Origin of the sequence: Alicyclobacillus shizuokensis NBRC 103103, from assembly GCF_001552255.1 — a bacterium.
Classification (GTDB): domain Bacteria; phylum Bacillota; class Bacilli; order Alicyclobacillales; family Alicyclobacillaceae; genus Alicyclobacillus_G; species Alicyclobacillus_G shizuokensis.
In genome coordinates, this window is sequence record NZ_BCQV01000014.1 from 50,919 (window position 1) to 66,460 (window position 15,542).

20 protein-coding genes are annotated in these 15,542 nt (G+C 58.3%); 1 reads left to right on the top strand and 19 read right to left on the bottom strand.

Annotated features, from left to right (window positions below; genetic code table 11):
* Window positions 1-88: 88 nt before the first annotated feature.
* The 10 genes from scpB to spoIIAA form a co-directional block, all read right to left on the bottom strand.
* Window positions 89-658: an SMC-Scp complex subunit ScpB gene (scpB, locus tag ASH01S_RS07445; RefSeq protein ID WP_245628973.1), complete on the bottom strand. Its 570-nt coding sequence runs from the start codon at window positions 656-658 to the stop codon at window positions 89-91.
* A 20-nt stretch (window positions 659-678) separates the two neighbouring features.
* Window positions 679-1,416, bottom strand: coding sequence for a segregation and condensation protein A (locus tag ASH01S_RS07450; protein WP_067925913.1), 738 nt, complete (start codon window positions 1,414-1,416; stop codon window positions 679-681).
* A 1-nt stretch (window position 1,417) separates the two neighbouring features.
* The gene (locus ASH01S_RS07455; RefSeq protein ID WP_067925918.1) at window positions 1,418-2,068 is read right to left on the bottom strand and encodes a site-2 protease family protein; all 651 of its coding nucleotides are present in this window, start codon (window positions 2,066-2,068) and stop codon (window positions 1,418-1,420) included.
* 57 nt (window positions 2,069-2,125) lie between these two features.
* Window positions 2,126-2,899 carry a spermidine synthase gene (locus ASH01S_RS07460; RefSeq protein WP_067925920.1) on the bottom strand — a complete coding sequence of 258 codons (774 nt, stop codon included), beginning with the start codon at window positions 2,897-2,899 and terminating at the stop codon, window positions 2,126-2,128.
* 291 nt (window positions 2,900-3,190) lie between these two features.
* Complete coding sequence (gene spoVAE / locus ASH01S_RS07465; RefSeq protein WP_067925922.1) at window positions 3,191-3,556, bottom strand: stage V sporulation protein AE; 366 nt, start codon at window positions 3,554-3,556, stop codon at window positions 3,191-3,193.
* A gap of 3 nt (window positions 3,557-3,559) precedes the next feature.
* A complete protein-coding gene (gene spoVAD / locus ASH01S_RS07470) occupies window positions 3,560-4,564 on the bottom strand; it encodes a stage V sporulation protein AD (RefSeq protein WP_067926046.1) in 1,005 nt (334 codons plus the stop codon).
* A 41-nt stretch (window positions 4,565-4,605) separates the two neighbouring features.
* Window positions 4,606-5,064 carry a stage V sporulation protein AC gene (spoVAC, locus tag ASH01S_RS07475; RefSeq protein WP_067925924.1) on the bottom strand — a complete coding sequence of 153 codons (459 nt, stop codon included), beginning with the start codon at window positions 5,062-5,064 and terminating at the stop codon, window positions 4,606-4,608.
* Between the two features lie 116 nt (window positions 5,065-5,180).
* Window positions 5,181-5,939 (bottom strand): RNA polymerase sporulation sigma factor SigF, encoded by a 759-nt coding sequence (sigF, locus tag ASH01S_RS07480; protein WP_067925928.1) that lies wholly within the window; start codon window positions 5,937-5,939, stop codon window positions 5,181-5,183.
* A gap of 15 nt (window positions 5,940-5,954) precedes the next feature.
* Window positions 5,955-6,422: an anti-sigma F factor gene (gene spoIIAB / locus ASH01S_RS07485; RefSeq protein ID WP_373278551.1), complete on the bottom strand. Its 468-nt coding sequence runs from the start codon at window positions 6,420-6,422 to the stop codon at window positions 5,955-5,957.
* Window positions 6,423-6,767, bottom strand: a complete 345-nt coding sequence (gene spoIIAA / locus ASH01S_RS07490) for an anti-sigma F factor antagonist (RefSeq protein WP_067925929.1) — start codon at window positions 6,765-6,767, stop codon at window positions 6,423-6,425.
* A 195-nt stretch (window positions 6,768-6,962) separates the two neighbouring features.
* On the opposite strand from spoIIAA, the gene ASH01S_RS07495 reads away from it, so the two are divergent.
* Entirely contained in the window at window positions 6,963-8,264 is a 1,302-nt protein-coding gene (locus ASH01S_RS07495; RefSeq protein ID WP_067925932.1) for a helix-turn-helix domain-containing protein, read from the top strand.
* A gap of 115 nt (window positions 8,265-8,379) precedes the next feature.
* On the opposite strand, the gene ASH01S_RS07500 is transcribed toward ASH01S_RS07495, so the two are convergent.
* The 9 genes from ASH01S_RS07500 to ASH01S_RS07540 form a co-directional block, all read right to left on the bottom strand.
* Complete coding sequence (locus tag ASH01S_RS07500; protein WP_083516925.1) at window positions 8,380-9,588, bottom strand: D-alanyl-D-alanine carboxypeptidase family protein; 1,209 nt, start codon at window positions 9,586-9,588, stop codon at window positions 8,380-8,382.
* 218 nt (window positions 9,589-9,806) lie between these two features.
* Window positions 9,807-10,001, bottom strand: a complete 195-nt coding sequence (locus ASH01S_RS07505; protein ID WP_067925935.1) for a DUF1540 domain-containing protein — start codon at window positions 9,999-10,001, stop codon at window positions 9,807-9,809.
* 117 nt (window positions 10,002-10,118) lie between these two features.
* Complete coding sequence (xerD, locus tag ASH01S_RS07510) at window positions 10,119-11,006, bottom strand: site-specific tyrosine recombinase XerD (RefSeq protein WP_067925936.1); 888 nt, start codon at window positions 11,004-11,006, stop codon at window positions 10,119-10,121.
* 120 nt (window positions 11,007-11,126) lie between these two features.
* Window positions 11,127-11,360 (bottom strand): hypothetical protein, encoded by a 234-nt coding sequence (locus tag ASH01S_RS07515; protein WP_067925938.1) that lies wholly within the window; start codon window positions 11,358-11,360, stop codon window positions 11,127-11,129.
* A 20-nt stretch (window positions 11,361-11,380) separates the two neighbouring features.
* Window positions 11,381-11,710 (bottom strand): RNHCP domain-containing protein, encoded by a 330-nt coding sequence (locus tag ASH01S_RS07520; RefSeq protein ID WP_067925941.1) that lies wholly within the window; start codon window positions 11,708-11,710, stop codon window positions 11,381-11,383.
* Between the two features lie 27 nt (window positions 11,711-11,737).
* Window positions 11,738-12,397, bottom strand: coding sequence for a stage II sporulation protein M (gene spoIIM, locus ASH01S_RS07525; RefSeq protein WP_067925944.1), 660 nt, complete (start codon window positions 12,395-12,397; stop codon window positions 11,738-11,740).
* A gap of 87 nt (window positions 12,398-12,484) precedes the next feature.
* Window positions 12,485-13,648 (bottom strand): endonuclease Q family protein, encoded by a 1,164-nt coding sequence (locus ASH01S_RS07530; protein WP_067926057.1) that lies wholly within the window; start codon window positions 13,646-13,648, stop codon window positions 12,485-12,487.
* Window positions 13,645-14,214, bottom strand: a complete 570-nt coding sequence (locus ASH01S_RS07535) for an NUDIX domain-containing protein (protein ID WP_245628975.1) — start codon at window positions 14,212-14,214, stop codon at window positions 13,645-13,647. Before ASH01S_RS07535 ends, ASH01S_RS07530 begins: the two co-directional genes overlap by 4 nt.
* 79 nt (window positions 14,215-14,293) lie before the next feature.
* The gene (locus ASH01S_RS07540) at window positions 14,294-15,403 is read right to left on the bottom strand and encodes a M20/M25/M40 family metallo-hydrolase (RefSeq protein WP_067925947.1); all 1,110 of its coding nucleotides are present in this window, start codon (window positions 15,401-15,403) and stop codon (window positions 14,294-14,296) included.
* Window positions 15,404-15,542 lie beyond the last annotated feature (139 nt).

Below are 15,542 nucleotides of genomic sequence, written 5' to 3' on the forward strand. Positions count from 1 at the left end.
CCGATACCCAGCGAATTGAAAGCCGAGCTTCTTTCCGTGACTGTCGCCGGACGTCCATTATCCTATCCAGAATCGTCCAGCTCATGCATCAATCCCTGGGAACGCTGGTACGCTGCTCGAACAAGGAAAGGTCTAAGGACACGTCGCTCATTTCCGGCAACGGAGGGAGGTCCTCCAAACTGCGCAGACCAAAGGTTTGCAAAAAGGTGTCCGTGGTGCCGTACAAAATGGGCCGGCCCGGCGCATTCTGCCTTCCCACTTCAGTAATCAGACGACGATGAACGAGGGTTGCGATGGCACGGTCCGACTTCACCCCGCGGACATCTTCAATCTCGGCACGGGAGATCGGCTGACGATACGCTACAATGGACAACACCTCAAGGGCGGCCGTGCTCAACTGAGTGGCCACCGGGGTATGGGCCAATCGGCGCAAATAGATGGCGTGCTCGGGCCTTGTGACTAACTGCCAACTCCCGGCAAATTCGACCAATGCCAACCCAGCGCTGCGCTCGTCGTACTGTTTTTGCAGTTCCAGGCAAAGCTGGCGCGTCTCCTCTACTCCCAGCTGCAGGACATCGGCAAGCTCTTCGGTCGTCAAGCCCTCACTGCCCGCGGCAAACAGCAAAGCCTCCAGCGGGCCGGTCACATTGAGCAGCACCCTTACACCTCCCATCATGCTTACGCGGTCGCACGACCATCCAACAATACGACTTCGATGTCAGCAAAGGGCGACGCTTGCGTGCAAACCACCCGCCGTTCCTTGACCAACTCCAACACGGCGAGAAAGGTGGACACCAGTTCCTCGCGGGCGCTATCCACAGGGAGCAGATCATAGAAATTGCATCGTTGCCAGCGCTGGAGCCGCTGCAGGACCCACTCCATCATCTCCTCCACGCTGATGACGGTGCCTGTAATTTGCGCCGATTGGTGTTGGGGCGGTACGCGGCGCATGAGCGCTCGATAAGCGTCCACCAACACCCACATGCTCATCTCCGGCAAGGGGGGAGCCTCCGGCGTATAGGGCCTCAGGTCCATGGGTTCGCGGGAAAAGACGAGACTCTGGCGGCGCTCCAACTCCTGCAGCCGCGCAGCCGCCCACTTGCAGCGTTGATACTCCAGCAGTTGCTGTACAAGTTGCTCGCGCGGGTCTTCGTCGGAGTCGGGGAGTTCCTCCTGTTGTTGCGATTGGCGCGGCAGCAGCATGCGACTTTTGATGGCCAGCAATGTGGCCGCCATCACGATGAATTCACTCGCTATCTCCAAGGACAGTTCTTCCATGGCGCGCAGGTACTGCATATATTGTTCCGTCACCAACGCGATGGGGATGTCGTGGATGTCGATTTCATGCTTCTGAATGAGATGCAAGAGCAGATCGAGCGGACCGCTGAATGTATCCAGCACGATCTCGTATGCCATCTCAAAAACCTCCTGTATAAAAGCCAAACCAAGAGGCGACAAATTGCCAGGACGCATTCAGCATGGGCGATAGAATCGTATTGCGCAGGGGCGGGATGACCACCACCAGCAGGAGCAAAAACGGGCCATAGGTTTCATATCGATGGTGCCAGGACATGTGACGATAAGGAACCCAGGCTGAAACGACACGGGACCCGTCCAGCGGGGGTACCGGGATCAAGTTGAAGACGCACAGTGTCACATTGACCACGGCACCCCACGTCAACAGCTGCAACGCAAAAGCTGGCAAGCCATTAGAGGAAAATCCAGACACGGGTACAACACGAAGCACAAGGAAGCACACCACAGCCAGCAGCAAATTCGATGCGGGACCGGCTAAAGCCACGAACATGAGGTCACGGCGTCCATGCCTCAAGCGCGACACATCCACGGGTACCGGCTTAGCCCAGCCAATCGGACCAAAAAGGATCAAGATCAGCCCGAGTGGATCGAGATGGACCAACGGATTCAAGGACAGGCGGCCCGCCAGACGGGCCGTATTGTCGCCGAGACGGTCTGCCATCCACGCGTGAGCAAACTCATGAAACACAAGGCTAATGGGAATGGTGATGACATAGAAGATGAAGTTGGGACTGAACAGGTTCTGAAGCAAGGAACGAACCCCTTTTGCGCCCGTTTGCGCAGCTCTGGAGCCACTCTGGTGGAGCTATTATAACACAGACGGACTGCCCATGGTCCGGATTCGCCAGGGCCAGGCGATCCGTTCGTACCACCCCATGAGTGGCAGGCGCCGGATTTCGGCCTGCCACACCGCACGCATCCCAGCACAACGAGCAGCGACCACCAGGCAATTTTGCTCCATGGCCGGAAAGCCTACAGGCAGCACCAGCACCTCCACAAAGGAATCGGTTAGGGCGCGCAGAAATCGAGCAGCCTCTCGGACCGGCGGCACACTCATGATCATGTTGAATGCCGCCACCCCAACCTCAGATAGATGATCATGAACAAGATTGGCAAAGGAAGGTTGTAAACATGGGCTGTAGATGCGGTCCCGCAGGTAAGCATCGACAAAGATAAGGTCATAGACCTCCGAGCTGGTCTCCAGAAAATGAACTCCGTCGCCGACGTAGTAACGGGTTTCGTCGGTCGGTGGACTGTCAAAATACTCGAGCGCTACATCGACGACCGTCTCGTCCAACTCAACGCCCACCTGTCGGCAGTCCGGCCACAAACGGCGGACGGATCGTAAAGCCGTGCCGGTGCCCACGCCGACAGCGAGGAAGCGCTGTGGCGCCTTCACGGCGGCGGCCAAGGCGTAAAACGCCCGTTGGTAGGGAAACACGGGCCGCCACGGACGGGTGATGTCCAAGGCGCCCTGCCAACCGCCGCCGCGGCCGAAACGGAGATAGCGGATACGCCCGCGGCGAATGACTTGAATGTCATGTACTTGACCGCGACGTTCCAATTCCACGATTCCGTTCACTGGCCCACCCCTTTGTCGTTGTTGGGTTGAGTCCAGTATAGACCACAACCGGACAGGTTGTCGCTACGCGGTTCGCGGTTGTGGGTGTTGCCACAGGCGGGCGATGCGTGGCCACCATGGGCGAACAACGGATATAAACATTTGAAACATGCCGAAATAGCGGAACAGCCGCGGGAGAAACAAAAGCATGCTGAGCAATCTCCTCATCTCCAATACGGATTTCGAAAGGGCATCGCAGGCGTCTCGCTGTTAGGTTATGCACACTCTCCAGTTCGTGCACAGGCTTCTCGACTAGCCTTTGGGCTTGGCTACAAGAGCGGCCAAGAAGGCGAAGATGATGGCGGCCGAGATGCCGGCGCTGGTCACTTCAAAAATCCCGGTGATCACGCCCATCAGGCCGTGCAACTTCATTTCCGCCAACGCGCCATGCACCAGCGAATTGCCAAAACTGGTAATCGGTACAGTGGCTCCCGCGCCGGCAAAGCGAATCAACGGATCATAAAGACCGATGCCGTCCAGCACCGCGCCGGCCACCACGAGAATCACCATGACCTGGCCGGGATTGAGTTTCAGGGAGTCCATAAGAATTTGTCCGATGGCGCAGATGGCGCCACCGACCAGAAACGCGTATAAAAATCCCTCCCACCCCGCTTGCATAGGTCAATCCTCCATCCTTTCAAAAACAACGGCATGCGACACGGAAGGTACGCTTTCCCCCTGTTGGACGGTGACGGCAGACATCAAGGCACCGGTGGCAGAGACCAAAATCCGTCGGAATGTCCCGGATGCCAGTTGTCGCAGCAAATGAGCAAATGTAACCAGTGTGCAGCAGGCCCCGCCGCTCCCCCCGGAGAGCACCTCAGGCTGGTCCTTGCGGTAGATGAGCAGACCACAGTCAACCAACCGCTCTCCCAGATGATGACCGTCGCGTGCGAGCAGGTCCCGCAGGATGTTGTGGCCGATTTGCCCCAGATCGCCGGTGGCGATGCAATCGAAGTCATCCCACTTGCGCCCGGTATCCTGCAGATGGGCGGTTATGGTGCTGTACGCCGCTGGGGCCATCGCGGCTCCCATCTCCCATGGACTTTTCATCTGCATATCCACGACCTGGCCTATGGTCGCTTCGGTGACGGCCACCGTGCCGCCAGTTCCAGCGAGAATGGCGGCTCCTGCACCGGTCACCGTGCGTTGGGCGGTAGGTGGTTTTTGCGCTCCGTACTCCGTAGGGTTACGAAACTGTCGTTCGGCGGTTGCAAAATGGCTCGACGTGCCCACGAGAACCTTGTCCGCGACACCGCTGTCTATGGTCAACGCGCCGATGGCCAGTGCCTCGCAGATCGAGGCGCAGGCGCTGTAGACCCCGAGCACCGGCACCGGATAGGCACGCAATCCAAAATAGAAACCGGCCAGTTGCGCGTTGAGGTCTGCGCCAATCAACAAATCGATGTCTGGTGGCTTGAGCTTCGCCTTGTTCAGGGCCACCTCCACGGCTTCGTCGAACAGGTGCTGCTCTACCTGTTCCCAGGTGTTCAAACCAAGCCGGTCGTCGTTGTGCCGGACGTCAAACTCGTCGCCGAGCGGCCCCTCCCCCTCGTTCTTTCCAGCCACCGTCGCCGTCACCAAAACGCGCGGCGGACGGGCAAACCGCCACGTTTGAGCCCCCATAAGCGGCACCGGTACGTCCCCCCTGTCAGGCCAAGAGTTGTCTAAAGGTGCTGGATGGCGTATCGCGCCAAGGCCACGAAGAAGGCGCTGACCACGCCGTAGACGATTACGGGACCCGCCAGTTTAAACATGTTGCCGCCGACGCCGAGCACCAGGCCCTCGCTGCGGTATTCCATGGCCGCCGACGCCATGGTATTGGCAAAGCCGGTTATCGGCACGGCCGACCCAGCACCCGCCCAAGCGGCAAACCGGTCATAGACGCCGAGCGCTGTGAAAATCACGGATAGGAGCACCATGACCGCGCTGGTCGGATTCCCCGCCTCCTTGGGACTAAAATGACCGTAACGCACAAACAACAAGAGGACGATTTGCCCGATGACGCATACGCCCCCACCCACCAAGAAGGCCCGAACGGTGTTGCGCAGTATCGGCCGAGATGGGGTATGGCTCTGAGCAAGCTGCTGATAGTCGGATGCGTCTTGACGAACGCGCGCAGGCATAGGACCCCTCCTCATACAGTTCCCCCCACCGTACGGACGGAGTGCGGATCTGGCATGTGCCCCGTGACACGGATGCCCGCATAGTATGTCCGAGGGTCTGGAAGCTTACGCGAAGGTCACGATTCGAGCTGTTGGCGGATGCTGCGGAGGATTTTTTTCTCCAGGCGGGACACCTGCACCTGCGATATGCCCAGCACAGCAGCGACGTCAGACTGGGTTTTGTCCTTAAAAAAGCGCAGATAGACAATTAAGCGTTCCCGTTCCGGCAGGCGTCCCAAGACTTCGTGCAGGGCGATGTGGTCCAACCAAGACACGCTCTCTTCGTCGGCAATCTGATCCATCAGATAAATCGGATCCCCATCGTTTTCAAACACCGTTTCGTGAATGGACGTGGGCGCACGCAGCGCCTCTTGAGCAAACACAACTTCGGATGGGTCAATCCCCAACTCGTCGGCAATCTCGGTGATCTGAGGCTGCCGGCCCAAGCGTTTCGCCAATTCGTCCCGGGCCCGGCGAATGTGGCGGGCGGTCTCCTTCAAGCTGCGGCTGACCTTCACGGTGCTATCGTCGCGCAAGAAACGTTGAATTTCGCCAATGATCATCGGGACAGCATATGTAGAAAATTTCACATCGTAACTCAGGTCGAATTTGTCGATAGCCTTCATGAGGCCAATGACACCAATCTGAAACAAGTCGTCCGCCTCGTAACCGCGGCCCAAGAATCTCTGCACCACAGCCCACACTAAACGCTGATTGCCAATCACAAGTTCATCCCGGGCCGCAACATCCCCCTGTTGACTGCGCGCAATCAACGCGCGAATCTCTTCGTCGGAGTACCTACGGGAACGCTCCTCGGTATCGTTGACATAATCCATACGAGAGGTCTCCTATCACTGACCATCCAGGACCGGTGCCATCCGCTTCCGCATCCGGACCTTCGTGCCATGTTCGGGAATCGACTCGATGACTAGCTCATCTACGAAGTTTTCCATTATCGTTATGCCCATCCCCGACCGCTCCAATTCGGGCCGTGACGTATAAAGCGGCTGTCTGGCTTGCTCAATGTCCTCGATCCCGACGCCATCATCTTCAATCACGACTTCGACCACGCCATCCTGGATAGCGCACTCAATCCGCACCTCTCCGGGGGCGTCTGCATAGCCGTGAATAATCGCATTGGTCACAGCCTCCGAAACGGCCGTTTTCAACTCAGTCAACTGCTCCATCGTCGGATCCAGCTGGGCTGCAAAGGAAGCCACCGCCACACGCGCCAACGATTCGTTCTCGGACTGGGCGGGGAATTGGAGACGCAAGTAATTGTCCACCGCCACTTGGGTCTGTAGTTCGCGATTCATCATTCATCCCTCCCGCAAGCATTGCAGCGCCTCGTCCACCGTCGCGGCGACGGGGAGAATGCGCTTGAGCCCGGACAGTTCGAACAAGCGAGCAAGAGACTCATTCACCTCGCACAGGACCATCCGGCCGTGCCGCTCGGTGACAGTCCTGTACCGCCCCAGAATCAATCCCAAAGCGGAACTGTCCACAAAATCAAGATCCCGAAACGACATGACCAATCCTCGGTATCCTGTCCTTTCTAATTCTGCCTCAATTTGGTCTCGAATGGTTTCCACTTCATGATGATCCAATTCTCCGCCGAGTTTCACCACCACCACGTGATCATGCACCTGCAGCTGCATGGCCATGCTGTTCCCCCCAATCAAACACTGATTTCACTTTAAACTATTTGTGAAGGATACATGTTCTCCTGCATGCCTGACAAAAGAAGAAAAAAGGCCCTAAGTTTCGACACAGCCCTCGATTTTGCGCTTCAAGAGGGATATGCAGATTCCGGAATTTATAGTAGAATACACAGAATCAAGAGTATGGCGGAGGACGATATGGAAGAGACCTTGGGGAGCAAGCTGCGTGAATTACGCGTCGCCAAAGGCATGACGCAGTCCGCCTTGGGACGCGATTTGGTGACCGCGAGCATGATCAGCCAGATTGAATCCAACCGGGTGGTACCGACGCAGCGCCTGCTGGAGCAGTTGCTGGAGCGGCTCGACGCCGACAGGGATGAGTTTCGCTCGCTCCTGAAAGCCAACGAGAACCTGCAGCGGTACCGGGAAGCAAAGACACTGATAGAACGAGGCGATCTGCACCGTGCCCGGGAACTGCTGCTACAGGTGGCTGAAGACGTGCCTGCCCAGGTGAGAACGGACAAGGTCTATGCCGAACTGGGTGAATGCTGCCTAAAATTAGAACTTACGGACGAGGCCATACGGATGTACGAGACGGCACTCGCCTTTACTCTGGAGCATGGGGATATCTCCACCAGCGTTCATTATTACTACCAGTTGGGGCACGTGGAACGCGGACGGCGACGTCTGCAGGCAGCCGCCATGTTCTGGCGCCGTGGTAGTGAATTGTTGGCGCGATACCCAAAATTACGCATGCCGGTTTCCGTGAAGCTGGAGAACAATCTGGCGAGAGTTTATTACATTTCACGCCAATACAACAAAGCGCTAATTCATTATCAACGTGCCTGTACCGCTGCACAAGCCTATGACCAAGTTCGTGATTTGGCCGTCATCCATCACGGATTGGCAAACGTATTGGTGGAAATGAATCGATTTGACGAAGCACGCGAACATACGCAAAGAGCCTTGTCTCTGTACGAGTCGGTTAGCCACTCGCGAGGTGTCCACCAATGTCTCATCAACCAAGCGGTCATCCTGCGCCGTGAAGGTTTGCATGAAGCCGCCATCACCCATTTGCAAAGGTGTCAGAACCGTCGCGCTCTGCGCCAAGACCCACCTCGGTACACGAAACTACAAATTGAGTTGGCCAGAAACCATTTGGCACTCGGAGACCGGGAAGCCGCGATGCAGTTACTGGATGCCGTCCATCATGAAACCGTGCGGGAACCCGAGTTGGCACAAGAAGTGCATTGGGTGCGGGCCCAGTGCTTGATGGCGATGAAGCGCGTCGAGGAAGCCGCAACAACGCTGGAAGCCGCGCTCCCGTTGACCGACACCGTGGAAGATCCGCTGGCCAAACTACGCGTGTGGCGACAGTTGAGCAAACTGTATCGGGAATTGGACAAGCCGGGCAAAGCCCTGTCAGCGGAACTGGCGGCGGTGCAGATCTTGCGGCGGCGATGTCCATCACCGCGCATCTTCCGGGAAACAGTAGGATGAATATTTCCTGAACAATAGCAGAAATCGACTGAATGGACGTGTATGTCTTGTTGCACGACAAAATACGACCGGTTGGCCCGCACGGATGCGTACCAACCGGTCCCGACAAACTCAATCAATGGCCGAATGTGACAATCTTTCTCACAGTTTGCCCGACACTTTGGAAAAATCCAGCCTTTTTGACCGATGTAGCGGCGATCAAAGGAACTTCCGCCGTGATTCGTTGGTGGTCTAAGTCGTAGATTTCCAATGTCCCTATTCGCTGCCCCGCCTGGACTGGTGCCTTAACCCGCTGTAGGTTCATCCGGGTCTCGTATCGAACAGAACTTCCTCTTTCGCGCAGGATGCCCACGGTATCGGCCACCTTCACCGGTACGAACGGCGGATTACCGTGGATAACCTCCGCCTTCCCCACCGTCTGGCCAGCCGGGTACAACACCTTCGACTGAAATTGGCCAAAGGCCCAATTCAACATCTGAGTGACCTCTTGATTTCGTACGGTGACCTTGGGTTCACCCATGACAATGGCAATGACGCGAAAGTCACCACGGCGCGCCGTGGCGGATAGACAGTATTTCGCCTCGGTGGTATACCCTGTTTTCAAGCCGTCGACCCCGTCGTAAAATCGCACCAACTTGTTCGTATTGACCAGCCAGAGCGGATGCGTGGTGTCCTTGCGCAGGTAATCACTGTAAACGGAGGTCCAACGTGTGATTTGGCTGTGTTTCAGCAGTTCGCGCGACATGATGGCAATATCGTGGGCGCTGCTATAGTGGTTGGCAGCGGGCAAGCCGTTGCTGTTGGCGAAGTGAGTATCTTGCATGCCCAGCTCGCGGGCGCGCTCGTTCATCCGACGAACAAAGGCCTGTTCTGTGCCGTTTAAGTGCTCAGCCATGGCCACACAGGCGTCGTTGGCGCTGGCCATGGCAATGCCTTTGACCAGGTCATCTACGGTCATGACCTCACCCGGCTCCAGAAAGATCTGAGAGCCCCCCATGCTGGCGGCATATTCACTGGCCTTCACTGGATCGGACAGTTTGAGCTTCCCCCGATCGATGTCCTCCATGATGAGCAACAGGGTCATGATTTTGGTGATGCTCGCCATCGGAAGCCGTTCATGCGCGTCCTTTTCAAACAACACCTTGCCGGTGGCGAAATCCATCAGGACCGCTGAGCGTGCGTGTGCCGCCAATTCCCCTTTGCCCTCGTCCGGGACCTCACCGAGCGGCACCGGAGGTTTCTCATGAATGTCAACGTGGATACCCGCAGGATGTATCGATGAACTCTGGCTCTTGGCCCATGCCTGACCGGATACAGACGTCATCAACACGGAACAGCAGACCAGTGAAATCCATGCAGGAGCGAAGCGACCTCTACCCTTGCCCATTCTGGACGGCCCCCCATACATACGATTCTGGGGGTAGTTTGCAACAATGCACATGGTTTATGATGGGGGCTAACATGAAGAAAAAGGATGCCTCGTGCCAGGCATCCTTCCACCAGAAGACGTTTCTCCCACCTACCATAAGGGAAACTCCGGGCCTATGGATGGGCGGCAAGCTCAGAATCCACGTGCCCGTCGTCAAAGTCGCGGTATCGGAACGTCCGGCACATGGTTCCTTTGCTGGTCCCTACGATATCGTTGCCGTTGGATCGGACCTCAATGGCGTCCGCCAGGCATCGCTCGTCCGCGTTGAACACACACTCTTCCACAAAACAGGTCACACCCTTGGGCATGTCCTCACCCCCTCTGGATAGGGTGACAGGATGACAGTCACTCCATGCCCAAGGAAACAGGGAGATTGAGCCACTATCCCTGCTTTGTCCCCTGTTGGTCAGACCTAAGACTTTGCTTCAGGCGCGCGGGTGTGAACTTGCGTACAGCTCACGCAAGCGCCCCCGCGTAATGTGCGTATAAATTTGCGTGGTGGAGATGTCGGCATGTCCGAGCATCTCCTGCACAGCCCGCAGGTCGGCCCCCCGCTCCAACAGATGGGTGGCGAAGGAATGGCGCAGAGTGTGCGGCGTGATGTCCTTTACAATACCCGCTAGCTTCGCATATTTCTTCAACAGTTTCCAAAAACCCTGCCTTGACATACGTTCCCCCAGATGGTTCAAAAACAGGGCGGAATCATCCGTCAGGCGCAGAAACTCCGGGCGTGACTGCTGCAAATAGGCGGACAACACCTGAACAGCGATGTCGCCAACAGGTATCACCCGTTCCTTGTCGCCTTTGCCCGTACAGCGAACAAAACCGGCTGCCAGATTCAAATCCTCCACGTTGAGAGAAACCAGCTCACTGACACGAATCCCTGTCGCGTACAGCAGCTCCAGCATCGCCCGGTCGCGCAGACCTGCCACCGTCTGCAAATTGGGTGCAGCCAACAAGCGCTCCACCTCATCCACACTCAGCACCTTGGGCAAGCGCTTTTCAATTTTCGGCGTATCCACGTGAGCTGTCGGATCCACCGAGAGGACATCGGTGGCGACGAGATAGTGGAAAAATGAACGAATACTGGCCAGGTTGCGAGAAATGGTAGAGTTGGCCCGCCCCTGTTGGCGCAGACTGGCGAGATAGGCCAGGATGTGTTGCTGCGTGACCCCCTCCACCGGCACATGACACTGGTTTTCCAAATACGCCAAAAAAGTGGATAAATCGCGCCGATACGACTCCAACGTGTTCTTGGCCAAGCCGCGCTCAACCACGAGATAATCTGAGAAATCCGCAATCCACTGCGTCATGGCAAAGCTCCTTCGATGTCACCTGCATCGTGCGGTTTGCGTCCGCTCTATGAAGTAGTTCCACGCTTGGGGAGAAAATCCTGCCCCATATGTGGGTGACCCGGCCTCAAGGTCGGGCACTTACGGTCCCATTTCGCAATAGAGGAGGATTCTCTGCAGGATACGGGGGATTGATCCGTCCGTTTGCGAACTGTGTTCACCCATCACGGAGACGTAGGGACGCGAGGGAACATGGTAACCGTCGGAGGGCAACCAACGAAGGATAATCCCTTGCACGACAAATATGCTGGCCGCGATGAGCCAAATAGACAGGCACAGACGCAGAGCGTGCAAAAAATCGCGCCAATTCGACACGCCGGGCCCTCCCCTTGCGCTCACGCCCCGCCACGAGCCATGAGCGCTAAAATCGCCTCCAGCGAATCTGGCTGATTCCCATCATCCAACAATGCCCGATTGGGCCGCTGCACGCCGCAGCGCAAACAACGATGGATAACTTGATACCCTTTCTTGCTGTGGTAGGTCACCGCCACCGGCTGCATCAGCCCGCCGCAGTCAGCAGCGCGATCGCCGGGAAACTTGTCCAAGTGGACCGAGTACAGACAGTAAGGACAGTGGTTGCGGCACGTGCGGCTGGCCGGGGGCACCAAGCGGCCACAGTGGACGCAGGTGAACGACTCGTTATGGACCGTAAAGCGTCTGGACACAGAACGTCAGGCCCCCTCGTGTTGCCCTCACCCCGAAACTAGCATACGCGCCAGCAGGTGTGGCGTTAAGTAGGCTTGCACAAACGCTCCCGGCATCAATCCCAGGAAGCAGACAGCAAACCGCAGGGTGTAGCGTGCCAGCGCCATAGTGAGTCGTGGCAACGGGTAGATGTGGCGCAGAAGCGCGGCGCTGAAGCGGATGGCCATGACCCCCGCGCACAACAGCACAGCCAGCGACAACACCTGATGCAAAAACATGCCAACGCTCGCCAACACCCAACCCTTCCAACCAAACTGGATAATGGTGAAACCAATCGCAAAGCCAAAACTGAATGCACGCAAGAAGAGGGCAATAACGACAAACGGTACCCCGATGATCGACACCCCAAACAAAGCCAGTAGAGCCAGCAGCTGTGCGTCGCCAATCATTCTCTGCCACCACAGGTCATGCGCGCTCGCCAATTGATGCTGTTGAATGGCCGTCAGCACACGCTGGATGGCGTCGTTGAGCACCACTGCGTCGTTGCCCCCGAGTTCTCCTGCCATCACGGCCCCGAACACCAGCCCGCATAGGCAGACACCGCAGAGAAAGGCCCACACATTCCAGCTTGCAGCGTCCCCGCGCTGCACAAAAGCGATGCGTCGGCGCCATTGTGGCCACGCGAGCACCACGTTCGCGGTCCTCACAATTATCCCTCCGTCTGGTACAAGCTCACGGAGAGTATATGTGTCGCCGCTGACCACTATGCCAGAAAATCCGCGCGGACCTCCAACTCACGGCACGAGAAGTTTGCCGTATACGCCTCCCCGCCCCGGCGAGACCCGCGTCTTCCCGCGGCGCGCCGCGTCGATTCGCCTCGCCAGGTCCCAGCCCACCACTTCCGCCAGTTGCTCCAAGGTAGCCTGGTGCAAAATCGCCATCTCTGTGCCAAACGCAGCAAATAACCGCTCCCGTGAGACGGGACCGAGACCGGGGATGAACTCCAGCGGAACCTGGTGAACGTACGGCGGACGGTGCTCTGGATGCACGGGCTCGCCCCTATCCCGCACCTGCAGCAACCGGTCGTACACGCCGAGCACCACTTTGTCGCATCCGCACGCGCACCGCTGCGTGCCCGGCGCCCATGGGCGGCCGCAGCGTTTACAGGCGGATCGATGATACTTGCCCAGGGCGGGCAACAGTCCATAGTTGGCCGCGACACGGTGCTGGCGTCGGCGGTGCAACGCATCACGCACCGCCGTGAACGACGGCTCGGCTAACTCCAACCGATTATACTCACGGGCGATTTTCGGCAACGAATGTGCATCCGAATTGCTCAGAAACGTGAACGCCGCCAGTTCGTCCAGGCAGTCGGCCATGTCCGTATCGGCCGACAGCCCCAGTTCCACCGCGTCCACCCCGGCGGGGTTCACCATCTCGCGCATGCACCGGACGCAGTTCCCGTACATCCCCTTGTGTGGTGTGAACGCGTGGTGGATGATGAACAAACCGTTGCGCTCCGCCACCTGTTCCTGCAGCTCCCAGGCGCCAACCCGCGCCCGTTGCGAGGAGAGATGAGGATTTTTCTGCACGGTCGCCAACCAGTCAGCAAAATCCCGAGCCGTCTCCAAATCGGCAAACCAGCAGCCGAAGTGCGCCGCGCCGGCCTTCGGCCCGGCCACCTCCACCTCGGCCCCCAAGATGACGGTCAGCCGATCCCGATAGCGCAAGCCGCCCCCCGGTTGGCAGGTCAACTCGCCAGCTTGCAGCAGCTGTTTCACTTCCGACTGAACCGGCGGACAGACGCCGTCGATCACGGTAACCAGGTCGATGCCTTTCCTTTCAGCCGCATGCTGCAGCAGATTGGCCAGGGTCAGGGTACGGGCTGCGGCCATTTTTACCGGGCGACCGAGCGCCCACCCGATGTGCACGTGAAAATCGGCGTAAACGAATTTCATGCCCACGCGCCAGCCTTGAGCAGCAGCCACCATTCAAAGGCAATCCAAGTCTTCGCATCTCGCACGTCTCCGGAAGACAGCGCTTCCCGGACTTCGTCCTGGTTCAGGCAGACTGTTTCCACAAACTCATCGTCGTCCGGGTGCGCCCGGCCAAGCGTAACAGAAGAAGCGTAAAACAAGTGCAGGCGTTCATCGGCAAACCCCGGACTGGTGTAAAAGCTCCCCACATGGCGAACTTGGGCCGCTTCGCCGCCCGTCTCTTCCGCCAACTCCCGCTGCGCGCAGGCAAGCGGGTCTTCACCCGGCTCAAGCTTGCCGGCAGGAATCTCGAGCAGAACCTCGCCGGGAGCGGTTCGAAACTGACGCACGCCCAGCACACGCCCATCCGCCAGTTCCGCCAGCACCGCCACCGCCCCCGGATGCCGAATCACCTCCCGCCCTGCACGCCGCCCGTTGGGCAGCTCCACTGTAAGTTCTTCCAAGTCAATGATGCGCCCATGGTATATCGGCTTAACTTCGACTGTCCGCTCGATCAGGTGTTGATCCGTTTCCTGTGGATGGTTCAATACGTCCACCCTTCCCTCTGAGAAAATACCGCATAGACTGCCGCCAGGAGATTCGGCTATGCCGCTCCGATGGGACCTGTTAAGCCAAAACCAGGAACTCGTAGACGAAACGGGCTGTCCGAACCAGGTCGGCAAGGGCAATCCGTTCCTTGGGAGTGTGAATGTCGCGATACCCGACACCTGCGTTGAGTGTCGGCACGCCCATCGCCGTGAAGTGATGGGCATCGCTGCCGTCGCCATGGACCACCCAGTGCGGAATCAGACCGACGCGCCGCGCGGCCGTCTCAGCCATCCGCAGCAGCGGGTGGTCAAGCGCAAACGCAAATCCCATGCACGTGGTCGCAAACGAGAAATCCACGGAGGCTCCGTGCGCCTTCGCCACCTCCGCAAAGATACGTTCCATTTCACGCAAGACTTGGAGCAGGCGTTGGTGATTGCGACCTCTCGCGTCCCCAGCCAGCCGCACCCGGTCGCGCCTCAGGTCCCTCGGCCCTTCTCCGATGAAAGTGCCAATGTTCACGGTGGTGTCGGCGTCCACGCGGCCATGCGGAATACGCGCCACCGCACGGGCCGCCACTTGAATGGCGCTGATTCCGTTCTCCGGGGCGCCTCCCACAGGCGCGGCCCGCCCTAGGACGTCAGCCTGCCAGCGCACCTGCGAGGGGGCTGAGACCACGAAGGTTCCAGGTTCTCCTTCCGCATCGAGACAGAGGCCAAACTGGGCAGACAGGCGGACGGGGTCGAAGCGAGCAGAACCCTGCAGACCCAGCTCTTCCGCAATCGTCAACACGACCTGAATGGGTCCGTGGGGGATCTCGTTTCCGACCAGTTCTCGGAGCGCTGCCAGAATCGCCGTGATACCCGCCTTGTCATCCGCACCCAGGATGGCGCTGCCGTCGGCGCGGATGATTCCATCTTGTCCTAATTGCGGACGGATGTCCGTCCCCGGCGCCACCGTGTCCATGTGCGCAATCAGGAGCAGGGGAATGCGCGCCGCATCGCCGTCCAAGGTGGCAATCAGGTTGCCTGTGTCTGCCGCAAGGGAATCCCCGGCACCGTCAAACTCGACACGAAACCCCAGACGTTTAAGCTCCTTGGCACAAAACGCCGCCACTTTTCCCTCGCGCCGCGACGGACTCGTCAATTGGACCAGTTGCAAGAAGAGGGCCAACACAGCTGCTTCATCCATGTCATCACGCCTTGAAACCTGTTTCCGGGAGAATCCGGACGGACGGTCTCTCCGCCGGAATCACCCAAACCGCGTCCAGACTCCCCAGGCCGCACGCTTTTGCCCCGCGTCACCGTCCACGACCGGCGATGCCTCCGAG

Excerpts from the sequence above, each read along its gene's own strand:
- ASH01S_RS07450 (WP_067925913.1), bottom strand. The coding sequence starts at position 1,416 with ATGGCATACGAGATCGTGCTGGATACATTCAGCGGTCCGCTCGATCTG.
- spoVAE (WP_067925922.1), bottom strand. The coding sequence starts at position 3,556 with ATGCAAGCGGGGTGGGAGGGATTTTTATACGCGTTTCTGGTCGGTGGC.
- spoVAD (WP_067926046.1), bottom strand. The coding sequence starts at position 4,564 with ATGGGGGCTCAAACGTGGCGGTTTGCCCGTCCGCCGCGCGTTTTGGTG.
- spoVAC (WP_067925924.1), bottom strand. The coding sequence starts at position 5,064 with ATGCCTGCGCGCGTTCGTCAAGACGCATCCGACTATCAGCAGCTTGCT.
- sigF (WP_067925928.1), bottom strand. The coding sequence starts at position 5,939 with ATGGATTATGTCAACGATACCGAGGAGCGTTCCCGTAGGTACTCCGAC.
- spoIIAB (WP_373278551.1), bottom strand. The coding sequence starts at position 6,422 with ATGATGAATCGCGAACTACAGACCCAAGTGGCGGTGGACAATTACTTG.
- spoIIAA (WP_067925929.1), bottom strand. The coding sequence starts at position 6,767 with ATGGCCATGCAGCTGCAGGTGCATGATCACGTGGTGGTGGTGAAACTC.
- ASH01S_RS07495 (WP_067925932.1), top strand. The coding sequence starts at position 6,963 with ATGGAAGAGACCTTGGGGAGCAAGCTGCGTGAATTACGCGTCGCCAAA.
- ASH01S_RS07500 (WP_083516925.1), bottom strand. The coding sequence starts at position 9,588 with ATGACGTCTGTATCCGGTCAGGCATGGGCCAAGAGCCAGAGTTCATCG.
- ASH01S_RS07505 (WP_067925935.1), bottom strand. The coding sequence starts at position 10,001 with ATGCCCAAGGGTGTGACCTGTTTTGTGGAAGAGTGTGTGTTCAACGCG.
- xerD (WP_067925936.1), bottom strand. The coding sequence starts at position 11,006 with ATGACGCAGTGGATTGCGGATTTCTCAGATTATCTCGTGGTTGAGCGC.
- ASH01S_RS07530 (WP_067926057.1), bottom strand. The coding sequence starts at position 13,648 with ATGAAATTCGTTTACGCCGATTTTCACGTGCACATCGGGTGGGCGCTC.
- ASH01S_RS07540 (WP_067925947.1), bottom strand. The coding sequence starts at position 15,403 with ATGGATGAAGCAGCTGTGTTGGCCCTCTTCTTGCAACTGGTCCAATTG.